Annotated in this window: 23 protein-coding genes and 1 riboswitch; of the genes, 13 read left to right on the top strand and 10 right to left on the bottom strand. The window is 41.7% G+C overall.

Going from position 1 to position 23,123, the window contains the following annotated elements; translation table 11 throughout:
- The first annotated feature begins 37 nt into the window (after window positions 1-37).
- Window positions 38-1,318, top strand: coding sequence for a serine--tRNA ligase (serS, locus tag SD427_RS17640; RefSeq protein ID WP_320559089.1), 1,281 nt, complete (start codon window positions 38-40; stop codon window positions 1,316-1,318).
- Window positions 1,319-1,395: 77 nt separating this feature from the next.
- On the opposite strand, the gene SD427_RS17635 is transcribed toward serS, so the two are convergent.
- The 8 genes from SD427_RS17635 to SD427_RS17600 all read right to left on the bottom strand — a co-directional run bounded on the left by SD427_RS17635 (window position 1,396) and on the right by SD427_RS17600 (window position 10,253).
- Window positions 1,396-2,160: a sulfite exporter TauE/SafE family protein gene (locus SD427_RS17635; protein ID WP_320559088.1), complete on the bottom strand. Its 765-nt coding sequence runs from the start codon at window positions 2,158-2,160 to the stop codon at window positions 1,396-1,398.
- Window positions 2,151-2,603: a FixH family protein gene (locus SD427_RS17630; protein ID WP_320559087.1), complete on the bottom strand. Its 453-nt coding sequence runs from the start codon at window positions 2,601-2,603 to the stop codon at window positions 2,151-2,153. The genes SD427_RS17635 and SD427_RS17630 overlap by 10 nt, the downstream gene beginning before the upstream one ends.
- Before the next feature lie 9 nt (window positions 2,604-2,612).
- Window positions 2,613-4,067, bottom strand: a complete 1,455-nt coding sequence (ccoG, locus tag SD427_RS17625; protein ID WP_320559086.1) for a cytochrome c oxidase accessory protein CcoG — start codon at window positions 4,065-4,067, stop codon at window positions 2,613-2,615.
- Window positions 4,068-4,164: 97 nt separating this feature from the next.
- A complete protein-coding gene (locus SD427_RS17620) occupies window positions 4,165-5,046 on the bottom strand; it encodes a cbb3-type cytochrome c oxidase N-terminal domain-containing protein (RefSeq protein ID WP_320559085.1) in 882 nt (293 codons plus the stop codon).
- A gap of 9 nt (window positions 5,047-5,055) precedes the next feature.
- The gene (locus SD427_RS17615) at window positions 5,056-5,256 is read right to left on the bottom strand and encodes a cbb3-type cytochrome c oxidase subunit 3 (protein ID WP_320559084.1); all 201 of its coding nucleotides are present in this window, start codon (window positions 5,254-5,256) and stop codon (window positions 5,056-5,058) included.
- An 18-nt stretch (window positions 5,257-5,274) separates the two neighbouring features.
- Window positions 5,275-7,533, bottom strand: a complete 2,259-nt coding sequence (gene ccoN, locus SD427_RS17610; protein WP_320559083.1) for a cytochrome-c oxidase, cbb3-type subunit I — start codon at window positions 7,531-7,533, stop codon at window positions 5,275-5,277.
- A 21-nt stretch (window positions 7,534-7,554) separates the two neighbouring features.
- Complete coding sequence (ccoS, locus tag SD427_RS17605) at window positions 7,555-7,764, bottom strand: cbb3-type cytochrome oxidase assembly protein CcoS (protein WP_320559082.1); 210 nt, start codon at window positions 7,762-7,764, stop codon at window positions 7,555-7,557.
- Between the two features lie 110 nt (window positions 7,765-7,874).
- Entirely contained in the window at window positions 7,875-10,253 is a 2,379-nt protein-coding gene (locus SD427_RS17600; protein WP_320561059.1) for a heavy metal translocating P-type ATPase, read from the bottom strand.
- 89 nt (window positions 10,254-10,342) lie between these two features.
- On the opposite strand from SD427_RS17600, the gene SD427_RS17595 reads away from it, so the two are divergent.
- The 12 genes from SD427_RS17595 to SD427_RS17540 all read left to right on the top strand — a co-directional run bounded on the left by SD427_RS17595 (window position 10,343) and on the right by SD427_RS17540 (window position 19,992).
- Window positions 10,343-11,056: a Crp/Fnr family transcriptional regulator gene (locus SD427_RS17595; protein WP_320559081.1), complete on the top strand. Its 714-nt coding sequence runs from the start codon at window positions 10,343-10,345 to the stop codon at window positions 11,054-11,056.
- A 62-nt stretch (window positions 11,057-11,118) separates the two neighbouring features.
- Entirely contained in the window at window positions 11,119-11,934 is an 816-nt protein-coding gene (gene panB, locus SD427_RS17590) for a 3-methyl-2-oxobutanoate hydroxymethyltransferase (RefSeq protein WP_320559080.1), read from the top strand.
- Window positions 11,935-11,937: 3 nt separating this feature from the next.
- Window positions 11,938-12,261, top strand: coding sequence for a hypothetical protein (locus SD427_RS17585; protein ID WP_320559079.1), 324 nt, complete (start codon window positions 11,938-11,940; stop codon window positions 12,259-12,261).
- A gap of 3 nt (window positions 12,262-12,264) precedes the next feature.
- Window positions 12,265-12,945, top strand: a complete 681-nt coding sequence (locus tag SD427_RS17580; RefSeq protein ID WP_320559078.1) for an RluA family pseudouridine synthase — start codon at window positions 12,265-12,267, stop codon at window positions 12,943-12,945.
- Window positions 12,946-13,051: 106 nt separating this feature from the next.
- On the top strand, window positions 13,052-13,639 hold the full coding sequence (locus SD427_RS17575; protein WP_320559077.1) for a glycoside hydrolase family 19 protein: 588 nt from the start codon (window positions 13,052-13,054) through the stop codon (window positions 13,637-13,639).
- 190 nt (window positions 13,640-13,829) lie between these two features.
- Window positions 13,830-13,926: riboswitch (TPP riboswitch) on the top strand.
- 58 nt (window positions 13,927-13,984) lie between these two features.
- Window positions 13,985-14,191, top strand: coding sequence for a sulfur carrier protein ThiS (thiS, locus tag SD427_RS17570; RefSeq protein WP_320559076.1), 207 nt, complete (start codon window positions 13,985-13,987; stop codon window positions 14,189-14,191).
- Window positions 14,192-14,201: 10 nt separating this feature from the next.
- Complete coding sequence (gene thiC / locus SD427_RS17565; protein ID WP_320559075.1) at window positions 14,202-16,013, top strand: phosphomethylpyrimidine synthase ThiC; 1,812 nt, start codon at window positions 14,202-14,204, stop codon at window positions 16,011-16,013.
- Window positions 16,010-16,597 carry a thiamine phosphate synthase gene (locus SD427_RS17560; RefSeq protein ID WP_320559074.1) on the top strand — a complete coding sequence of 196 codons (588 nt, stop codon included), beginning with the start codon at window positions 16,010-16,012 and terminating at the stop codon, window positions 16,595-16,597. The genes thiC and SD427_RS17560 overlap by 4 nt, the downstream gene beginning before the upstream one ends.
- A gap of 83 nt (window positions 16,598-16,680) precedes the next feature.
- Window positions 16,681-17,295, top strand: a complete 615-nt coding sequence (locus SD427_RS17555; RefSeq protein ID WP_320559073.1) for a thiamine phosphate synthase — start codon at window positions 16,681-16,683, stop codon at window positions 17,293-17,295.
- Window positions 17,292-18,068, top strand: a complete 777-nt coding sequence (locus tag SD427_RS17550; protein ID WP_320559072.1) for a thiazole synthase — start codon at window positions 17,292-17,294, stop codon at window positions 18,066-18,068. The genes SD427_RS17555 and SD427_RS17550 overlap by 4 nt, the downstream gene beginning before the upstream one ends.
- A gap of 10 nt (window positions 18,069-18,078) precedes the next feature.
- Window positions 18,079-19,203, top strand: coding sequence for a 2-iminoacetate synthase ThiH (gene thiH, locus SD427_RS17545; RefSeq protein WP_320559071.1), 1,125 nt, complete (start codon window positions 18,079-18,081; stop codon window positions 19,201-19,203).
- A gap of 78 nt (window positions 19,204-19,281) precedes the next feature.
- The gene (locus SD427_RS17540) at window positions 19,282-19,992 is read left to right on the top strand and encodes a HesA/MoeB/ThiF family protein (RefSeq protein WP_320559070.1); all 711 of its coding nucleotides are present in this window, start codon (window positions 19,282-19,284) and stop codon (window positions 19,990-19,992) included.
- 17 nt (window positions 19,993-20,009) lie between these two features.
- Here SD427_RS17540 and SD427_RS17535 read toward each other — a convergent pair whose 3' ends face one another.
- Both SD427_RS17535 and SD427_RS17530 read right to left on the bottom strand, forming a co-directional pair.
- On the bottom strand, window positions 20,010-20,708 hold the full coding sequence (locus SD427_RS17535) for a DUF1345 domain-containing protein (protein WP_320559069.1): 699 nt from the start codon (window positions 20,706-20,708) through the stop codon (window positions 20,010-20,012).
- A 169-nt stretch (window positions 20,709-20,877) separates the two neighbouring features.
- Window positions 20,878-23,112 (bottom strand): TonB-dependent receptor domain-containing protein, encoded by a 2,235-nt coding sequence (locus tag SD427_RS17530; protein WP_320559068.1) that lies wholly within the window; start codon window positions 23,110-23,112, stop codon window positions 20,878-20,880.
- Window positions 23,113-23,123: the final 11 nt, after the last annotated feature.

Below are 23,123 nucleotides of genomic sequence, written 5' to 3'. Positions count from 1 at the left end.
CAATGCACAACATTATAATCACTAACATCTAAATAAAATGTTACAAGTCAATTTTTTGCGCGACAACAAAGAGCGCGTTTTAGAAGGTCTTAAAAAAAGACAGTTCAGGAATCTTGAGTTGGTAGATGAGGCTATTGCTACTGACGATGACAGAAAAAAAATTCAGTTTGAACTGGATTCCCAGCTTTCCGAGAGCAATAAAATTTCCAAGGAAATCGGGCTTTTGATGAAAGAAGGGAAAAAAGAAGAAGCTGAAGCCGCAAAATCTAAAACCGCACAGCTTAAAGAATCGACATCACAATTGAAATCTCAGTTGGATACAAGAGAAAAAGATCTACTCACTATTTTATATCAGCTCCCGAACATTCCGTACGAACTGGTAAAAAGCGGGGCTTCTGCAGAAGACAATGAGACCATTTATCAGTCTCATGATGTGGAAGGGCTTGGTGAAGGTGCGATCCCTCACTGGGAACTGGCGAAAAAATACAACCTGATTGATTTTGAACTGGGTGTAAAGATTGCAGGTGCCGGTTTCCCCGTTTATCTTGGAAAAGGAGCAAGACTGCAGAGGGCTTTGGTTCAGTATTTCCTGGATAAAAATGTAGAGAAAGGCTATATGGAAGTGAATCCTCCTCACGTAATCAATGAAGCTTCCGGATATGGAACGGGGCAGCTTCCGGATAAAGAAGGGCAAATGTATGAAATTGCCAATAATACAACTGCTGAGACTCTTTTTCTGATCCCGACAGCAGAGGTTCCGGTAACCAATCTTTACCGTGATGTTCTGTTTGAAGAAAAAGAGCTTCCGATAAAAAACACAGCTTTCTCTCAATGCTACAGAAGGGAAGCGGGGAGTTATGGAGCCCATGTAAGAGGACTGAACCGTCTCCATCAGTTTGAGAAAGTAGAGATCGTACGGATTGAAAAACCTGAAAATTCTTATGCGGTCCTGGAAGAAATGGTAGAGCATATTAAAGAAATATTAACTGACCTTGAGCTTCCTTACAGGGTGTTAAGGCTTTGTGGTGGCGATACCGGTTTTGCTTCTGCCATGACTTATGATTTCGAGGTGTGGAGCGCCGCCCAGGAAATGTGGCTGGAAGTAAGTTCTGTTTCTAATTTTGAAACATTCCAGGCCAACAGGCTGAAGTGCCGTTACAAAGCAGACGGAAAATCCCAGCTCGTCCATACGCTGAACGGTTCTGCGATGGCACTGCCAAGAATTATGGCGGCATTGCTGGAGAACAACCAGACTGCGGAAGGTATTAAACTTCCAAAGAAGATTGCTGAATATACAAGATTTGATGTGATCAATTAATTAAAATTATAAACATAAAATAAAAACGGATCAGATTAACTGATCCGTTTTGTTTATATAATCCTGATTTTATTTTATCAATGACAATCCGCATTGTGATCATGCGTACTGTGGTCTCCCGGCAAATGGCAGTCACCCTGGTTGTCCCTTGATATGGTCATTGCTTCTGCTCTCGGAGAGATATAAGGAATGCCCAATTCGAGGCCCCGTACAATAAACAGTCCTCCCAGAATAATCATGACTACAGGAACCGCTTTTAATACTTTTATCCTGAATGCCTGATTCATGAGGTTCCCGACCAAAACTACAGCAAACATGAACGGGAGGGTCCCAAAACCGAATAAGGCCATATAAAGAGCTCCCTGCCATATCCCTCCGCTTGCCAGACTGGCTGTCAGAGCCATATAAACCATGCCGCACGGTAGAAAACCGTTCAGCAGCCCTGTGGTAAATCTTGAACGGTAATCCGCTTTCTGAAGCAGTCTTCCTAAATTTGATTTCACTTTGAACAGAAACTTAGAGAAGAACGGGATTTTTGATGCAAAATCTTTACCTCCGAAAGAAAATACTGCCATAACAATCAACAGAATACCTACAGCAATGGTAAGGTATTTCTGGAAACCGGCCATTTCAAAACCTTCACCGATGATTCCCAATACCGCGCCCAAAAGAGAATAAGTAAATATTCTTCCAAACTGGTACGTGAGATTCTGAAGGTAAAAGTTGGTTGCCTGTTTTTTAGTCAGCCCCATGGATAATGCGATAGGTCCGCACATTCCGACACAGTGGAACCCGGAAGCGAAACCCAGTGCAATGGCTGATATAACAAGTGCTACTTCCATATTACATCATAATCCAGCCGGTAGTCTTTTTTATCTTTTGTCCAGCTTAATCTCAACGTGTAATTTCCCGGTGTCAATACCTGTGCAGGGATTAAAAATGATTTATTCATATCCAACTGTACCGATTTATGAATGTCAAGATTCTGGTCGTCGGTTCTGTTTAAAACAAATTTTACCGTTGCGTTTGAATTGTCATATTCTTTCGGGAATGTTATTTTAATCCCGTTTTTATCCTGACTGTATACCGGTTTTTCCTGCAACTGGTCTGCTCTTCCTTTGGCATCAATTACATCCTGGTATTTCAGTTCTTCTTCGTAATAATTTTCCGTTACCATTTCCGAATTTTTTTGTCCGTTCGGAAATAAAAACAGCATGGACAATATAAAAATGATGAACGCCAGTAATGCGATTACCATACCGTGTCCCCAATTAAAGTTTTTCATCTTTAAAAATTAAAATTGTAATTTAAACGGCCCCTCGAAATAAGTCTGGTAAGAATCTACCAGTTCTCCTTTCATATCATATACACCAATGGTGATGTTCTGCTTGGAAAGATTCATTTCCTTTTCCGGAAAGCTTATGTTAATGGTACCTTTTGTTATCTTATCCCTATCCACAGTAATTTTACTTGATCCGCTGTAAATTACCTCTCCGTGTTTAGGTTCTATGATTTTAACGGTAACTGTTTTTTTATCATTTGTTTTATTCAGGAAAGTATAATTGTAGGTATTGGTGATATTTCCGTCCCTTACAAAGAATGTGCTTCCTGCAGGCTTAATGAATTTAGCCTCCATTTCACCGCGGTTATAAAGAAGATATCCTAAAAAGCCTACCAACAGAACGAGAATTACGGCAAACCCTTTCATCCTTCCGGTGAATTTGAATTCAGTCCGTTTTTCAATCTCATTTTCGGAGGCATAACGGATCAGCCCTTTCGGAAGCCCTACTTTTTCCATTACTTCATCACAGGCATCGATACATGCAGTACAATTGACACATTCCAATTGCTGGCCGTCTCTGATATCAATTCCTGTAGGACATACTACTACGCACTGATGGCAATCTATACAGTCTCCTTTTCCTGCTGCTTTCCGGTCTTCCCCTTTTTTCCATTTGGCTCTGTTCTCCCCTCTGTTAAAATCGTAGAATACATTAATGGTATCTTTGTCGATTAAAACACCTTGTAATCTTCCATATGGACATACCAGCGTACATACCTGTTCCCTGAACCATGCAAATACAAAATAAAATGCTGAAGTAAAGAGTACCATTACAATAAAATTGGTAGGATGAGCAAAAGGCCCTTCTGATATAATCTTGAATATCTCTTTATACCCTACAATATACATCAGCATAAAATGGGTGATAATTAATGATATGATTACATAAACACCCCATTTTAAGCCCCGCTTCCAAATCTTTTCGCTGTTCCATTCCTGCCTGTCAAGCTTCATCTGCTTATTCCGGTCTCCTTCAATCGCATATTCTATTTTACGAAAGATCATTTCAAGGAAAATTGTCTGAGGGCAGATCCACCCGCAGAAAATTCTGCCGAAAGCTATGGTAAATACAATAATGAATATTAAAGAAGCAATGGCACCCAAAGTGAGGATAAAAAAATCCTGCGGATAAAAAGGCTGCCCGAAGATGTAAAACTCCCGGTCAATCACATCAAATAAAAAGAACGGATTGCCGTTAATGGAAATAAAGGGAACGGTAAAATAAAAGAGCAGTAAGCCTGCGCTTACCAGGTATCTGTAATTGGTATACTTTCCTTTAGGTTTTCTGGGATATACCCATTTCCTTTTACCGGACTGGTCCATAGTTCCGATAGAATCTCTGTAAGTTTCAGGGTCTACAACCTGTCCTTGCCCGCCGCGTACTTCTATTTCTTCTATGTCTGACATGTTTGTAATGTTTTTAAAAAAGAAAAAACATAATTCGTTACTATTTTAATCTAATAACAAATTATGTTTTCTCATATGTTTAATTTTTTAATTAAAATTATTCCTTTTCCCAGTGCGCCTCGGTACCCTGAGGAGCTGCTCCGCCTTTATCTTTCGATACAGGAGGCAATTCCTGGTTAATGTGATATACGTATGCTGCAATTTTTTCAATTTCAGCACCCGATACTTCACCGTTTTTACCAAATGCCCTCATGGCAGGGTTCGTTGGAGAACCGTTCCAGTCCATATGGAAAACCGTTTTAAACAGCGTTTTCTCAGGCTGGTTGATCCAGTAGTTATCAGTAAGGTTTGGCCCGATACCTCCACTACCGTCTTCCTTGTGGCATGATGCACAGTTTGTTTTAAACAATTCTTTACCTTCTGCAATATTATCAGCTGAATATTTAGCGGTTTCAATGGTTACAGGCGGCTGGGTCTTGTTGTAAATATCAATCGCTGCAATCTGTTCCTTATATTCCTGCTCATACTCGTTGATCGGGTGGGCAAAATCTGTAAAAGAATACGCTGCTACATATACAATACAAAAAACGGTGCCAAAGTAGAACAATCCAAGCCACCATTTCGGCAACTGGTTATCCAGTTCCATTATTCCGTCGAAACCGTGGTCAATAAGGATATCCTTTTCTTCGTCTGCAGACTGCTTTTTAAAGGCTGCACTGTATAATCTTACCAGATAAGGTACTCTTTTTTCCGACAGATAAGCCGCTTTTTCTTCTGGAGACAGCCTTTTGAATTTATTGTTTTCAATAAGGTCTCCGATTGCACTGTGGATGTATGCTAAAATACCAGCAATTACCACAGTCCCCCAGAAATACGGCGAGCGAAAGAATTCATAACTCTGTACAAACAGATAATAAAAAACTATTAAAAGTCCAATTATTATTAAAATGTTTACAACAACCGGTGTTCTTTGTTTCATAATAAAAAGTTAATTTTTTAGATTGAAATCATCATCCTCATCATCCTGCAATGGTGCTTCTTCCTCTTCCTTATAATATTTTTTCGGCTTGCTGAAAACATATATAACCAGAGCAATGAAGAACAGCATAAAGAAAATCAGAGCCAGTGTCTGGTAAAAACCAGCATTATCGGTGTTTGATAAAATGTCTTTGAAATTCTGCGGTATCATGATGTGATCCTTTTAATATTAGTTATTACTTGCTGTTTTTATTTCAGTTGTCTTAATATCCGTTCCTAATCTTTGCAGATAAGAGATCAGCGCTACAATTTCTTTTTTCTCCAGTTCTCCTTTTGGCCTCTTTGCATATGCATCTTTAAGGTCAGGTGCTTCGGATAAGATATCCCTTACGATTTTAGTTGCCTGGTTGTCTGCCCATGAATTGGCGGAATCAATTTCAGCTTTCGTATAAGGAACTTCAAAAGCATTCTTCATCAGCTTCATTTTATCCACCATTTTAGACCTGTCCAGGTTGGTGGCGATCAGCCATGGATAACGAGGCATGATAGAACCTGCGGAGGTAGATCTTGGGTTATACATATGCTTATAGTGCCAAGAACTCGGGTTTTTACCTCCTTCTCTATGCAAATCCGGTCCTGTCCTTTTGGATCCCCAAAGGAACGGTCTGTCATAGATAAATTCTCCGGCTTTGGAGTACTGTCCGTTTTTACCGTTGAATCTTACGATCTCATCCCTGAACGGTCTTACCATCTGCGAGTGGCATGCATTACATCCTTCTCTGATATACAGGTCCCGCCCTTCAAGCTCCAGCGGAGAATAAGGTTTCACCGCAGAAATGGTAGGTACACTTTTCTTAAGAGAAAGAGTAGGGATAATCTCGGTCATACTTCCGATAGAAATTGCAAATAAGGATAGGAAACCCAGTAATACCGGAGTTCTTTCCAGCCAAAGGTGTGTTCCTTCTCCTTCCTTACGCTTCCCGCTGATGTTTGCCAATGCAGGCGCTTCTGCAGGTACTTCTTTCTGGAATGATCCTTTTCTTACCGTAGCAATCAGGTTAACCACCATTAACAAGGCTCCCGAAAGATACAGGAAACCACCGAAAAACCTCATTTTGAAATAAGGGATAACCGCGGTTACCGTATCCAGCCAGTTTTTCCAAACCAGGGTTCCGTCCGGGTTGAACTGTTTCCACATCAATCCCTGTGTAAATCCTGAGATATACATCGGGACCGCATAGAAAATAATCCCTAACGTTCCGAGCCAGAAATGCCAGTTGGCCAGTTTTACCGAATAGATTTTCGTTCTCCACAAGATCGGGATCAAATAGTAGATAACACCGAATGCCATGAAACCGTTCCATCCCAGTGCACCTAAATGTACGTGTCCGATGACCCAGTCTGTAAAGTGACCGATTTTATTAATATTTTTAGTCGCTAAAAGCGGACCTTCAAATGTTGCCATCCCGTAACAGGTAACGGCTACCACAAAGAACTTCAGGATCGGGTTTTCCCGGACTTTATCCCATGCTCCCCTTAAGGTAAGAAGACCATTAAGCATCCCTCCCCATGATGGGGCAATAAGCATAATGGAGAAACCTGTTCCCACTGCCTGGGCCCAAGCCGGTAAAGCTGTATACTGAAGGTGGTGAGGACCTGCCCAGATGTATACAAAAATTAACGACCAGAAGTGAATAATAGACAGTTTATATGAGAATACCGGTCTGTCTGCCGCTTTCGGCAGGAAATAATACATCAGACCAAGTACCGGAGTTGTCAGTACGAATGCTACTGCATTGTGTCCGTACCACCACTGTACAATGGCATCTTTTACCCCTGCATATGCTGAATAAGATTTCCAGCCTGTGAAAGACAAAGGAACTTCCAGGTTGTTAAAAATGTGAAGCATAACCACTGCAATCCAGGTTCCGATGTAGAACCATATTGCCACATATAAGTGTCTTACTCTTCTTTTGGAAATTGTCAGGAACATATTGGCTCCGAAAATGATCCATGAGAAAGCAATTAAAATATCAATCGGCCATTCGTGCTCTGCATATTCTTTTGAAGTATTGATTCCCATAAAGAACGTAATGTAGGTCACGATGATCATAATCTGCCAGGTCCAGAAATGGATCCATGACAGGGTGTCACTGTACATTCTTGTTTTCAATAAACGCTGTAAAGAGTAATATACCCCAACATACACAACGTTCATTACGAATGCAAAAATTACAGTGGTCGTGTGCAGCATCCTGATTCTTCCGAACCCGAACGCACCATGTGTGTTTATCAATCCCTGGATGCCGCCGCCCATGCTTTTAATGGTGGTGTCATCCGTTCCGAACAAAAATTCCGGAAGTTCAGGGTAGAAAAGCATTAATGCAGCCGTAAGCCCAAACAAAAACCCTATGATCCCGAAAACTACGGTCGCATAAAGGAATGCCCGGACAATACTGTTGTCATAACTAAACTTCTGTGTTTCCATATCAACTATTCACTTTTTTCTTCAATTTTTATTATTTTCTCCTTTTTCATCTTTGCTTCCATTGTCAGGAGTTTCGTCTTTTTCCTTGATTTCATCAGAATCAAAGAGGATTCTTACAGCGGGAGATTCATCATCTTCAAACTGTCCTTTTCTGGCATATATGATGAACACCACCAGAAAAACTGCAGCCAAAGAAACACTGCAAAGGATCATTAAATAAAGAATATCCATTAGACAACAAAATTAACCTATTTTCGGGTCTCAAATTTAAGGAAAAATAATGACTTTCATCACGAAATACGCTTTTCAGCTAATTTAAAATCAGTCTAAATAAGCGTGTTTTAAGCCCGTTTTTTAAAATATTTTCTTCCAAGGATCCAGGTGGAAAAAGTAGTAAATGAAACAACTGTGATTGAACTTGCCGGCATGATCAGCGCAGCAAAAAGCGGATGCATATGGCCTGTAACTGCATAGCTTAAACCAACAATATTATAAAGAAAACTGATTATAAATGTCATTTTCACAATTTTAATGGAACCCTTGCATACATTTAGGTACCTGTCCAGGGTGACTACCTTTTCACCGTTCATGATAACGTCTGAAGAAGGAGTAAAACTGTTGCTGTCATCTGCAATGGCAATTCCTACGTTGCTCTGTTTCAGGGCACCCGCATCATTCAACCCGTCCCCGATCATCGCAACTCTCAGGTTCCGGCTCTGAAGATTCTGGATGTAATTCAGCTTGTCTTCAGGGTTTTGGTTAAAGGCCATTGCTTTGTAATTCGGGATCAGTTCTTTCAGCTGGTGTTCTTCAGACGAATTGTCCCCGCTTAAAATGAACACCTTGTAACTGCCCAGCTTTTTAAATAAATTCTTCAGGTTTTCACGGTATTCATTCTTAAAAATGAACCTGCCTAAAAATTCACCGTTCCTGCTGATATAGACAGCTGTTTCAAGATTCCTGGATTTCTGTCCGTTATATGCTGCAGAACCGATTTTATATATATTTCCTCTTATGCTCGCTTCATAGCCTTTGCCTGAAATCTCCCGGAAATTTTCAACAGGAAAGTATGCATCCGTCACATCAAGAAATTCATACAGCGACTTGGACAGCGGGTGGTTTGAATTTTTTAATAAAGTCTTGATATTCAATAAATCAAACTCTTTGATTTCAGCGCCGTCGTATTTTATATTTGACTTTTTCCTGTGCGTGATGGTTCCTGTTTTATCAAAGACAATCGTATCGAGCTTGGCAATTTTTTCAATGGTAAGGGTATCTTTAACATAGAATTTATTCCGTCCCAGGATCCGCATAATGTGCCCGAAGGTGAATGGAGCAGATAGGGCAAGCGCACACGGGCAGGCAATGATCAGAATGGCAGATACCACCTGGAACATTGTGTCTAAATCAACAAAATACCAGTAAACCCCGGAAATTAAAGCGATTCCCAGAATAATGAACGTGAAATATTTGCTTACACTATTTGTCAGCGTATCAAGTCCGGTTTCATGTTTTTTAAAGGCTTCCTTGTTCCAGAGCTGGGTCAGATAACTCTGGTCTACATTTTTTATCACTTCCAGTTCCAGGGAAGAACCGATCTGTTTCCCTCCCGCGAAGATTTTATCTCCCGGCTGTTTACCGATGGTGGCGCTTTCTCCCGTAATGAAGCTGTTGTCGATATTTCCCTCGCCATTAATCAAAATGGCATCAACGGGGATGATTTCCTGGTTTCTCACCATGATCCGGTCCCCGATTTTAATTTCGGACAGCAGGATGTTGTCCTGTTTCCCCTCAAAGTCAACCTTCGTTACGGCAATCGGGTAAAAGGATTTGTAATCCCTGTCGTAGGATAAGGCATTGTATGTTCTTTTCTGAAAGATTTTCCCCAACAGCATGAAGAACAGGAGCCCGCATAAAGTGTCAAAATACCCGGAGCCGTAATTGGTGGCTACTTCGTATAGACTCCGCCCGAAAAGCACAATGATTCCCAGCACGATCGGCACGTCAATGTTGACGATTTTATTTTTTAAGCCGTACCATGCAGATTTATAATAATCTGAAGCCGAATAAACCACAACGGGAATGGCCAGCATGCACATCAAAGCCCGGAAAAGCCCTTTGTAATGATCCATCCAGTAATCTTCACCCCCGATGTATTCAGGGAAAGCCAGGAACATTCCGTTACCGAAAGCAAAAGCGGCAATGGCAAACTTAATGAGCAGAGATTTGTCCAGGTGCTCTACATTTTTATCAGCTGTTTCAAGGCTGATCACGGGCCTGTAGCCCAGATTGGTTAAAAAATTGGCTAATTCGCTTAATTTTAAATCATTATGGCTGAAGGAGATTTGTAAGGTCTTTCGGGTAAAATTAACCTGGGAATACTTGATGTTTTTGTTTAATGTATGAAGGCTTTCCAGTAACCAGATGCATGAAGAGCAGTGGATCACGGGGATCTTAAATGTAACCAGGCTTGTACCCCCTTCGGAGAAATCCGTCACCTTCTCAAAAATTTCCGGCGTATCCAGATAATCAAACTGGGTAGAATTGGCATCGCCCGGCCGGATTCCGGCTCTTTTATTAAGTTCGTAAAAATTAGCTAAATTATTGATATTCAGAATCTCATAGACCGATTTGCAACCGTTGCAGCAGAAAATCCTTTCATCAAATAAAATCCTTTCCTTTTCGATATCTTGACCACAATGAAAACAGTTTTCGCTCACCTTCATAAATTATTGAAGTACAAAATTATAACAAATTTTTTTGTTTATCGAGTTAAAAAGTTCTATTTTTGTGATAAATATCATGTAAAATGTCGCAGGGACAACAGATTGCCATCGAAGATAGGTTCGCCAGGGTTTTTAATGATAAATCATTCAAGGAAAGACTTTCCAATGCTGATTTTGAGAGATATATAAGTGCTAAAAAAAGACTCAGTTTCCAGAAACACGACACCATTTTCGAAGACGGGGAAATCCCAAAAGGCGTATACTTTTTAGAAAAAGGAGCGGCAAAATTATCAAAGTCCGGGGCTTTTGGCAAAGACCAGATTTTGAGGTTTATCAAGGAAGGCGATATCATCGGCTACCGTTCTTTGCTGTGTGGTGAAAATTTCCAGGCAAAAGCAGAAGCGATGACGGATATTGAAGCTACCTTTTTACCTGCCGATGTTTTTATGTACCTGCTGGAAGTAGACCCGCAGCTTTCTTTTGTCATGCTTCAGAAAATTTCCTATGAACTGGGGGAATCATCCAATACCATTACTTTTCTTGCACAAAAAACGGTAAGGGAAAGACTGGCGGAAATTTTGCTGCTGTTGGAGCAGAAATTGGGCGTTGACCCGGAGGGATTTATCAAAATTTCTTTGACAAGGGAAGAAATCGCCAATATCATCGGGACCGCTACCGAAAGTGCCATCCGTCTGATCTCCGAGTTTAAAGGAGACCAGCTCATTGAAGTGGACGGGCGGAATATCAAAATTCTCAACCACGATAAATTAATGAAACTAGGTCACGTAGTTTTATAAAACCATACACAAACTTAAGTCGGCTCAGTGCCGACTTTTTAACTTTTAAAAATAGATACCTTATGTCTGTTCATTCTGAAATTAAAAAAGTTACCACTGAAACCTTGCGTAAAATGAAATTCGACAAGGATAAAATAACCATGCTTACGGCTTATGACTATACCACGGCCAAAATGGTGGATGCAGGAGGAATAGATGCCGTTCTGATCGGAGATTCCGCAGCTAATGTCATGGCAGGTTTCGAAACGACGCTGCCCATTACCCTGGACCAGATGATTTACCATGCCCAGAGTGTGGTGCGGGGAACAGACAGGGCACTCGTGGTGGCAGATCTGCCTTTCGGGACCTACCAGAGCAATCCTGAAAAAGCATTGGAATCTGCAGTAAGGATGATGAAAGAAGGAGGGGCACACGCCGTAAAAATTGAAGGGGGAAAGGAGATTTCCAAATCCATCAAAAAAATAATCAATGCCGGAATTCCGGTGATGGGGCATTTGGGTTTAACGCCTCAGTCCATCTATAAATTCGGGACCTATAAAGTAAGGGCTAAAGAAGAAGCTGAAGCCGAAAAATTAATTGCCGATGCACAGCTTCTGGAAGAATTGGGATGCTTTGCAGTGGTTTTGGAGAAAATTCCTGCCGATCTGGCAAAAAAAGTAACGGAAGCGATTACAATACCTACCATCGGGATCGGGGCAGGTGCTGATTGTGACGGCCAGGTTCTGGTATACCATGACATGGTAGGAATGAACCAGGGCTTCAGTCCGAAATTCCTTAGGAGATACCTCGATCTTTATACAGAAATAACAGGCGCCGTTGCCCGATATGTAAAAGATGTAAAAGATGTAAGTTTCCCGAATGAAAAAGAAAGCTACTAATCCATGAGAAACCAGCAATCTGTTCAGGGGATTTTATCCATCGTCGCCTTACTTTGCCTTGCGGCAGGATGGTTTAACCTTTTTTCACCGGAAATTAATAATCTGCTTTCCCGGAGGGTATTTTATGTATTAATCGGGGCCAGCTTTTTTTTACAGGCACCTTTCCTTACCAACAGGAATTTGATGTATGGCATGTATGGCGCAGCGGGATTATGCATCATCGGCGCATTTTTACCTTTGGAATGGAAAATTTCAGGAATCAAGACACTCGGCCTTCTGGCAGGCATCATCATATCATTCACCAACAGGCCCGGTTATCGTCAATAATTTATGGAGGAACAGATTGTATATGAAGATAATCACCTTCTGGTGATCAATAAAAAAGTCGGGCAGCTTGTACAAGGTGATAAAACAGGCGATGAGTCTCTGCTCGACACCATTAAGAATTTTATAAAAAAGAGGGATGGCAAGCCGGGAAATGTGTTTCTGGGTTTGGTTCACCGTATTGACAGGCCGACTTCCGGTTTAGTGATTTACGCCAAGACATCCAAAGCACTGTCCCGCTTGACACAGATGGTGAAAAACCGTGAAATTAAAAAAACATATTGGGCCGTGGTGGCAAAAGAAATGATTCCGCAAAGCCGAAGGCTGGTCCATTATCTTCAGAAAAATGAAAAAAACAATAAAGCTATTGTTTTTACAAAAGTAACGGAGGGCGCTAAAGAGGCAGTTCTTACTTATAATATCATTAAAAGCCTGGACAATTATCTTTTGCTGGAAATTGACTTGGAAACCGGCAGGCATCACCAGATCAGGGCACAGCTGTCAAAAACCGGGGTTCCGATTAAAGGAGATTTAAAATACGGCGCACCCCGCTCCAATCCGGACGGCGGTATTAATCTTCACGCCAGAAAGCTGGAGTTCATTCATCCCGTTACCAAAGAAAATGTAGAAATTACAGCTCCCGTTCCGCAGAATGATGCGATCTGGAAAGCTTGTGAAGAGCTATGATTCTTCCTGTCACAAATTCAGTGGAAATACTGATTTCTAAATAATAAGTTTAATCTATTTTTATTGTTTATTTACAACTATATGCCTAACTAAAAAAACAATAATTATGCTTACACTTGGACAACTCAAAGAAGCTACGTGTTCCAAATCAACATATGCCTCTAAATTCTTACCGTATGTTATAGATACGTGCGATAAATTTTCGATCAATACACCTTCCAGGATGCTTAACTTTTTGGCACAGGTAGGGCATGAAAGCGGCGGTTTGTTTTATACTGAAGAATTGGCAAGTGGAAGCGCTTATGAAGGAAGGGCTGATTTGGGGAATACCCAAAAAGGAGATGGTATTAAATTTAAAGGGCGCGGCCTGATACAGATCACAGGAAGAGCCAATTATAAAGCAGTTTCTGCGGCTTTAGGAACAGATTTTATCCTCAATCTGACATTGCTCGGCGGGAAGAATGTAACAAAATGCAGCGATGTTCAGTTAAAAAATGCAGCCGCAAGTGCAGGTTGGTTCTGGAATAACAGGAAACTAAATGCACTGGCTGATCAGATCGATATCATCAAAAGTATTGATGCCGGCAATAATCTTGTTGTTTTTAAAAAGATTACTAAAGTGATCAACGGAGGATATAATGGTTTGCTGGACAGGCTTAATCGTTACAAGGCAGGCTTATCTTATTTTCTTTAATCCTTAGTCAGGGCAACCGCAGCCGGCCAAGCTGAAAATTTTTTTTGAAAAAAATGATATTCTTACAGGAGAAAGAAAATGTTTGGCCTGTAGTTACACCAACGTTTTAAAATAATAGATAAGGCTTTCTCAGATCGGGATGGCCTTTTTTGTTAAAATTTTGCTGAATTCAAAAAAATAACTACCTTCGTCCGGACTTTAGGGGTGTCTGTGATGAGCAGACTGAGATTTTACCCTTTGAACCTGATCTGGATTATACCAGCGTAGGGAAAAGTGAAATGACTTTTGCTGTACATTCTATTGTACAATGACGGGCATTCCTAAAGTATATTTAAAAATTTAGGAATGGAGCTCACAATCAACCACACCCAGAAAAAGTTTGATGTACTTCCGGAAAACCTGGAAGCATTAATGGCTATGGAAATACCCGAAAAGAAAAAAGGGATTGCCGTAGCGCTCAACAACCGTATAATTCCGCAGTCATCCTGGCCGGAAACCATTCTCAGAAACAAAGATTCAATCTTAATCATCACCGCTACCCAAGGCGGATAAAAAATATTTTATGGCTCATAACATTACACGTTCACCGTTTCCGAACTCAAAAAAAATCTATGTTGAAGGGAATATTCATCCGATTCATGTAGCAATGCGGGAAATACATTTAAGTCCGACCAAACTTACCAACGGCACATTAGTAGAGAATCTGCCTGTTACGGTATACGATACTTCCGGGCCTTACACCGATGAAGATTCAGAAATCAATATTGAAAAAGGCCTTCCGAGAATCAGGGAACAATGGATTTCAGACAGAAATGATACAGAAGTTTTGGGTGGAATTACTTCCGACTATGGAAAAGCCCGTTTAGCAGATGCAAAACTGGATGAACTGCGTTTTTCCTACAATCATAAACCCAAGGTTTCCAAAGCCGGGAAAGAAATTACCCAGCTGTATTATGCCAGGCAGGGCATCATCACGCCTGAAATGGAATACATTGCCATCCGGGAAAATCAACGGATCGAACAATTGGATTGCGTTTCAAAAGACATGGCTGCCCAGCATCCGGGAAACAGCTTTGGAGCAAAAACTCCGAAAAGCAAGATTACGCCTGAATTCGTACGGGACGAAATTGCAGCAGGAAGGGCCATTATCCCTAACAATATCAATCATCCGGAAAGCGAGCCGATGATTATCGGGCGGAACTTTCTGGTCAAAATCAATGCGAATATCGGAAACAGTGCCGTTTCATCAGGCATTGAAGAAGAAGTGGAGAAAGCAGTCTGGGCGTGCCGGTGGGGCGCAGATACGATTATGGATCTGTCCACCGGAAAAAACATCCACGAAACCAGGGAATGGATCATCAGAAACAGCCCGGTTCCGATCGGTACCGTCCCGGTTTATCAGGCACTGGAAAAAGTAAAAGGCGTTGCCGAGGACCTGACGTGGGAAATTTTTAAAGATACATTGATCGAACAGGCAGAACAGGGTGTTTCTTATTTCACCATTCACGCCGGGGTTTTGCTGAGGTATATCCACCTGACCGCAAACCGTGTGACGGGAATTGTTTCCAGAGGCGGTTCAATCATGGCGAAATGGTGCCTGTTTCATCATAAAGAAAATTTTCTGTACACACATTTCGAGGAAATCTGCGAGATCATGAAAAAATACGATGTTGCCTTTTCTCTGGGAGACGGCCTTCGCCCGGGATCCATTGCCGATGCGAATGATGAAGCCCAGTTTGCCGAACTGGAAACTTTAGGTGAACTGACAAAAATTGCATGGAAACACAATGTGCAGGTAATGGTTGAGGGTCCCGGCCACGTCCCGATGCACATGATCAAAGAAAATATGGAAAAGCAGCTGGAAGTCTGTGCCGAAGCTCCTTTTTATACATTAGGACCTTTGACAACGGATATTGCTCCGGGTTACGACCATATTACGTCAGGAATCGGGGCCGCGATGATTGGCTGGTTCGGTTGTGCGATGTTGTGTTACGTAACGCCGAAAGAACATTTGGGGCTTCCGAATAAAGAAGATGTAAAAACAGGCGTGATTACCTATAAGCTGGCTGCTCATGCGGCAGACTTGGCAAAAGGGCACCCCGGAGCACAGTACAGAGACAATGCTTTGAGCAAAGCCAGGTTTGAATTCCGCTGGGAAGACCAGTTTAATTTATCGCTGGATCCTGAAACCGCAAGGTCTTATCATGATGAGACGCTTCCGGCAGACGGAGCGAAGGTAGCGCATTTCTGTTCAATGTGCGGACCGAAATTCTGTTCCATGAAAATCACCCAGGAAATCCGTGAATCTGCAGAAAAAGGAATGTTTGATAAATCCCGGGAATTCATTGAAAGCGGGAAGGAAATTTATATATGATCATCGTTATCACACCCGAAAAAAATGTAAATAAAGAAACTGAAATCATCAATGGATTGTTTCGGGAAGGGCTGGATCTGCTTCATCTGAGGAAACCCTTTATGTCCCGGAATGAAATAATGGAATTTATCCGGAATATAGATTCAGGATTCCGTAAACGGTTGGTCTTGTGCAGCCATTATGAACTGGCGGAACAATTTGATATTTCAAGGCTTCATTTCAGGGAAACCGACCGGAAGAATCATCGGCAAATTTCTTTTACAGGGAAAATTATTTCAACATCCGTTCATGATATGGAAACGTTTAATGAATTGGATAAAAGCTGGGCATATGCATTTGTCAGTCCGGTATTCCCGAGTATTTCCAAAAAAGGATACGGAGGACATTCAACGGTTTTACCTGAAGTTAAAAAACGAAGCAACCCGTATGTGCAGTTGGTTGCCCTGGGAGGGATTACTCAATATAATATTCAGGATATTTTCGAAAACGGGGCAGACGGTGCCGCTTTATTGGGAGCCATCTGGGAAAATGAGGAACCTTTGCAGGTTTTCAGATCTTGCAGGCAGGCAATCCGGCAAATGTGAACCGTATAAATTTAATGCCGCAACAGTAAGATGGAATTTTAATAACCAACCCTGCTTTATCAGGAGTTCATTTAAAATAAATAATGGAAAAAATACAGTATATATCACAGGGACTGACAATCGAAGAGCAGGAACTCAACATTCATAATGCTCTTGATCACGGCATAAAATGGGTACAGGTGCGTTGGAAAAATGCACCTGAAAATGAATTCATACGCCTTTGTGAAACTTCAAAAAAGCTTTGCTCGTCTTATGAGGCGGTCTGTATCATCAACGATCATGTTCAGGCCGCAAAAAATGCAGATGCAGACGGAATTCATTTGGGGCTACAGGATGCTTCTATAGAAACAGCACGTTCTATATTAGGCGAAAATAAAATCATTGGAGGTACGGCCAATACATTGGCAGATGTTCTCCGGAGGATGAATGAATCCTGTGATTATATCGGTCTGGGACCGCTGAGGTTTACCTCAACCAAAGAACAGCTGAGCCCGGTATTGGGCTTTAAAGGCTATCAGAAAATTATGGAGGAATTACATTCCAAATCACTAAAAATTCCCAGAATATTTGCCATCGGCGGGGTGGTTGCAGGGGACGTAGAGCTCCTGCAGCAGATCGGGATCTATGGTGTTGCCGTTTCAGGGCAGATCACCCGGCAGCCATCCGTTATTAAAAAATTTAAAACAGCAGTACAATGAATAATCAGACACTAACCATCGCAGACAGAACTTTTGAATCGAGGCTGTTCCTGGGAACGGGAAAATTCGGTAACCTCTCGGAAATGACCAGTGCCATCATTGCTTCAGGAAGTGAAATGGTCACCATGGCATTAAAACGCATGGACTCCCGATCGTCAGATGATGATCTGCTGAGTGCATTAAGACCGGCTAAAACGCATCTCCTACCCAATACTTCAGGAGCAAGAACAGCCAAAGAAGCTGTGCTTGCGGCACAGTTGGCAAGAGAAGCCCTGGAAACCAACTGGGTAAAGCTGGAAATCCATCCGGATCCGAAATATCTTTTGCCTGATCCTATTGAAACATTGTATGCAACGGAAGAGCTGGCAAAGCTGGGGTTTATCGTGATGCCTTACATTCATGCAGATCCGGTACTGTGCAAACGGCTTGAAGATGCCGGAACAGCAGTAGTTATGCCTCTCGGAGCACCGATCGGCACCAATAAAGGCCTGAGGACACTGGATTTTTTAGAAATTATCATCAGCCAGAGCAATGTTCCCGTAGTAGTGGATGCCGGTATCGGGGCACCTTCCGATGCGGCAAAAGCAATGGAGATGGGAGCGGATGCGGTTCTGGTAAATACGGCCATTGCAGTAGCCGGCAATCCGGTAAGCATGGCTCTGGCCTTTAAAGAAGGTGTAATTGCCGGAAGAAGGGCTTTTGAATCCGGCCTGGGAGCGATTGCAGAACATGCGGAAGCATCAAGCCCGCTGACGTCTTTTCTGTTTGATTAAACATAAAGGGATGGAGAATTTTAGAAATTTTTTTGAAAAATACCGGTGGGGTGAGGTAAAAGAGAAACTTGAAAAAGTAACCTTGCCGGATGTTGAAAGAAGCCTTTACAAGAAAAATAAAACAATTGAGGATTTTCTGAACCTTATTTCCCCTGTAGCCTCACAAAAGCTGGAAGTGATGGCAAAAATAACGCAGCAGCTCACTCAAAAACGATTCGGGAAGACAATTCAGTTATATGCCCCGTTGTATCTAAGTAATGAATGCCAGAACATTTGTACCTACTGCGGTTTCAGTCTGGATAATTCCATTAAAAGAAAGACGCTTTCCAATACGGAATTAATGATTGAAGGAACCGTTTTGAAATCAATGGGCGTAAATCATGTTTTACTGGTGAGCGGTGAAGCGAATAAAACAGTTGGAATTGATTACTTTTTGAACGCTGTGCGTCTGCTGAAACCACATTTCGCTAATATATCCATCGAGGTCCAGCCTTTGTCAGAAGAAGAATACCGGCAGCTTCACGATGCAGGCGTAAATGCTGTTCTGGTGTATCAGGAAACTTATCATCAGGAAGTATATAAAGCATATCATCCGAAGGGAAAGAAGTCGAATTTCAATTTCCGTCTGGAAACACCTGACAGAATTGGGAAAGCAGGAATTCATAAAATGGGGCTGGGTGTTCTGCTGGGCTTAGAAGACTGGCGGACAGACAGTTTTTTTAATGCGTTCCACATTGATTATCTTCAAAAGAAGTATTGGAAAAGTAAATTTTCCGTTTCATTTCCGAGGCTCCGGCCCGCAGAAGGAATGATTGAACCGAATTTTATAATGTCAGATAAAGATTTATTGCAATTGATCTGCGCATACCGAATCTGGAACGAGGATTTGGAGATTTCCATCTCCACGAGAGAAAGCGAAAAGTTCCGGGATCATATCATTTCACTGGGAGCAACAGCAATGAGTGCAGCGTCTAAAACCAATCCCGGCGGATATGCCGTTGACAAAGAATCTCTGGAACAGTTTGAAACCAGTGATGAAAGAAGCATGGAAGAAATTAAAAACGTCATCCGGAAAGCCGGATATGATCCGGTAATGAAGGACTGGGATGCTGTTTATAGCGGAATTCAAATTTAAAATTCAACCGTAGGTTTTACGTAAAACCCGTTAATCTTTGATAACTAAAAGCCGGCAGCTCAATATATAACTCAACTCATGAAAAAAGAAGATGTTTTTGCACGGTACAGCCGGCAGGTTTTCATTAAAGAAATCGGATTGGAAGGACAGCGGAAGATTATGGGATCCAAAGTACTGGTTGTCGGGGCAGGAGGGCTGGGAAGCCCTGTCATTCAATACCTGGCAGCAGCAGGAACCGGAATTTTGGGAGTGGCGGATTTTGATAAGGTGGAATTGCATAATTTAAACCGGCAGGTTATCCATAACGAAAATTCAGTTGGAAAATCAAAAGTGAAAAGCGCAGAAGCTTTTGTGAAGAATCTTAATCACCAGATTGATTTCATTGCAATCGAAAAAAAAATTACCGCTGATAATGCTGAAGAAATCCTCTCCCGGTTCGATCTTATTATTGATGGTTCTGATAACTTTTCAACAAGATACCTGATTAATGATACCTGTGTGAAGTTGGGGAAACCTCTGGTGTACGGAAGTATTTTGGGATTTTCAGGCCAGGTCGCTGTTTTTAACTGTAACGGGAGCCGGAACCTGAGGGATATTTTTCCGGAGCCGCCTTTTGAAGAGGACATTCCCGATTGTGACAGTCTGGGTGTCCTGGGAGCCCTGCCGGGAATCGTGGGAAGCATGATGGCCGGTTTAGCCCTGAGCATCATAACGGATCTGCCTCTGCCTTTGAACCGGCTGACATTAATTGACACATCGGACTGGACCTTTCAGACGGTCGGTTTTTAAGACCACCAAGCAGTCATTTAACCATTGAGCCCTGCTACCAGGTTAATGGTGAGCGCCACCACAAAAGTATTCATGAAGAAAGCAAGCAGTCCGTGGATCATGGTTATTTTTCTTAAATTCCTGGAAGTAATGCTGACGTCAGAAACCTGGAAGGTGCAGCCCATGCAGAACGAGTAATAGGCAAAATCCATATAATCGGGATGGTATGGTTCGTTTTTGTCTTCTTTCGGAAACTCCAGGCCACCGATTTCCTCTTTTCTGCCGGAAGCATCCTCATCATAATATTCCCGGGCATAATGAAAGATGTACTGCGTCTGTACGAGAATCCATGACAGGATCATGGCACAGAGTACAACCGGAAGGAAATAGATTTCTTTCTGTACCAGCTTGTCTTTGGAAGTGACCAGAAAAAACATGGCAAACATACTTGCAAAAGAGGCAACGATAATGGTGGTAAAAACAAAGACAGCATTTCCGTCATCGGCCCTGGCTTTTTTACGGATGTCATCCACTTTCCTGTGGAGAATCACCTGCCAATCCAGAAAAAGAAAGACCAGGGAAAAAGACAGCCAGCAGAAAATAAGCAGGATGAGCGGTTTAAGGTTCAGCCTGAAAATCAAAAAGAAAACCAACGCCGCAGCAAAAAGACTTATAGCGGCTCTTTTTAAAGGGCTTATGCGTAAAAAAATGCTTTCGTTGGTTGTAATTTTTGTCATTCAAAATTTTCTTTAAAAATAGAGAAAAATACTTTTCGCGGATCATGGCAGCATTGAAATTAAGATTTTTTTAATGGCGCCATCAGAATTCCGGGGATTTTATAGTAAAAACCCCTCTGACTTCTTAAAATCAAGGGGGTTCTTTATTTCTGTGTACTTAAATCTGTTATTACTGGCCTTGGTTCATCACGCCGCTGCTGTCTTCCTTTTTGTTTTCTTTCAGAATACTCTGGTCCTCTTTGGCCAGTTTGTTTTTCGTCGGAATTTTATAATTGACCGATAATCCGAAGTTTCGGGTGTCATATTTATTCCTCATATAGACGGATTCTCCCAGAGGCGGATTCGAGCGGACCTGCATTACCTGCCCGTTGAAAATGTCATTTGCAAAGACCGATACCGTCAGTCGGTTATCCATGAATTTCTTTGTCAGTGTAAGATCGAATGAATTGTTGAAAGGCTTTTCTGCAGTAAAATAGAAATAGCCGGCTTTTGGGGTCAGATAACTGTAGTTTGCCGTCAGTTTAACATCTTTCGGCAAAATTACCTGAGCCATGATATTGAAAATCCAGAAACCTCTGTTGTTCAGGTTTTCAATTTCATGCTTCTGGTAACCTGCGTACAGATACATGAAATTAATTTTGTCAGGATTAAAATCAAACTTCATGATTTCGCTCAGTGGTTTGCTGAAGATCATAAACGGGACCGGCAATCCGAGATTAAAATTATGAATCTTCATTTCTGAAATATTAATCTGTTCATTAAACAGGTTTTTGCCGTCTTTCCTGATGATCTGTGCCACCTGGTTTTTAGCGGAACTCACGCTGTATCCGATAAATGCGTAATCGAAAGCAGATATTTTTATTTCATAATTGTCAAAAATTGTTGGCTGCAGGTTCGGGTTACCGGTAACCTGGGTATTGGGCCCCTGGAAAGTTGTGTTATTTGGGTTTAGGGCGGAAATACTCGGCAGGTTGATTTTCTTGTTGTAGTTGGCAGCAATATACACCTGGTTCATCAGATTATACTGTACGCTTGCATTGGGAAACAGCTTGAACTTATTGAAAGGGAGAAGGTCAGCTTCAATCACGGCATTGTTATTACCGTAATATCTTGTAACTCCGGAAATATCATAATTTTCGGCCCGCGTTCCTAAAATAAAGTCAAACTTTTTCAGTTTAGCCTGGAGTTCCAGATAGGTTGCGGTGGTTTGTCTTTTATATTCTAAATTGGTGATGCCTTTACTTTCCGTATCAAAATTCTGATTTTCATACAATCCCCCCAGGCTTACTTTTCCGCCGTCCAGAAGCTTAACCGGCTGAGAATAGTCTACTTTGAAATTGGCAACACTCATATCGGATGTATTATTTAACAGATTTCCAAGGGAGATCCTTTGCTCAGAGGCCGTGTTTGCAAAAGTAATGTCCCGGAAAATATTATCCTGCACGAACTTGCTGTCAGATTTTGTATATCCGAACTGGAAGTCCAGTTTCTGGGTTTTTTCCGTGAAGCGTTTCTGATACGTTACTACAGCTTCCTGTCTTGTATTGAGCGTATGTGCCGCATCAGATGCATCAAAAATGAAATCCCTGTAGGTGTATTGCTGCGGGTTTGTATTGACGATGGGCTTTTTCTCCTGTCCGTCGCCGTTACTTAAAGTATAGTTGTCATTATTATTGTGGTAGAGGTCATAATTGACCAGTAAACGGTCCTGTCCGAGGTCAAAAGTTAATCCTGATTTTGCAAAATATCCCCGCCCGTACCGGTCTGTATTACTTATTAACAGGTCGTTCTGATTAGTATCCAGCATGCTTTCCCGGTAATTCTGTCCCACATTCAGCTGCCATCCGAAGATTTTATTTCTGGCGTTCAGGTTTAAAGAATTGCTCGTCCTGCTTCTGTATTTATCGTAATTCGTGAAAGAGTAGTTTCCCGAATACGTTGCAGTTAAATATTTATTGGCATTTTTATTTGTAATGATATTCATGATGGCTCCGCCGGAGGTGGCCGGAAACTCTGCGCCGGGCTGGGTAATCACTTCAATCCTCTCTACCGAGTTGGCAGGCATTCCTTCCAGAAAAGAATTCAGCTCATTGGAGGTAATATTCAAAGGCCTCCCGTTGAGGTAAACATCCAGGATTTTCCCCTGGTACATCATTCCTGCAATATCTGTAGAAACCAGTCCCGGAAGTTTTTTGATGCCTTCCAGGACATTTCCGTTATTCAGCTGGGGCTGTTCCGAAAAATCGAAGATCGTACGGTCAGCTTTCTGCTCAACGGCTTTTTTAGTCTTGGTAATCGTAATTTCTTCGATCTGTTTTTCCTTGGTTGGCGGATTTGTGTTCTTCTCCTGGGCGGAAACAAACGCTGCGCCCAGAAAAGATAAAGTGATAATAGTTTTTTTCATGTTTTTTCTAC

Source organism: Chryseobacterium sp. JJR-5R, assembly GCF_034047335.1.
In the GTDB taxonomy this organism is placed as follows: Bacteria; Bacteroidota; Bacteroidia; order Flavobacteriales; family Weeksellaceae; genus Chryseobacterium.
Note: the sequence above shows the minus strand (reverse complement) of the source record. Positions and strands in the feature narration are given on the sequence as shown.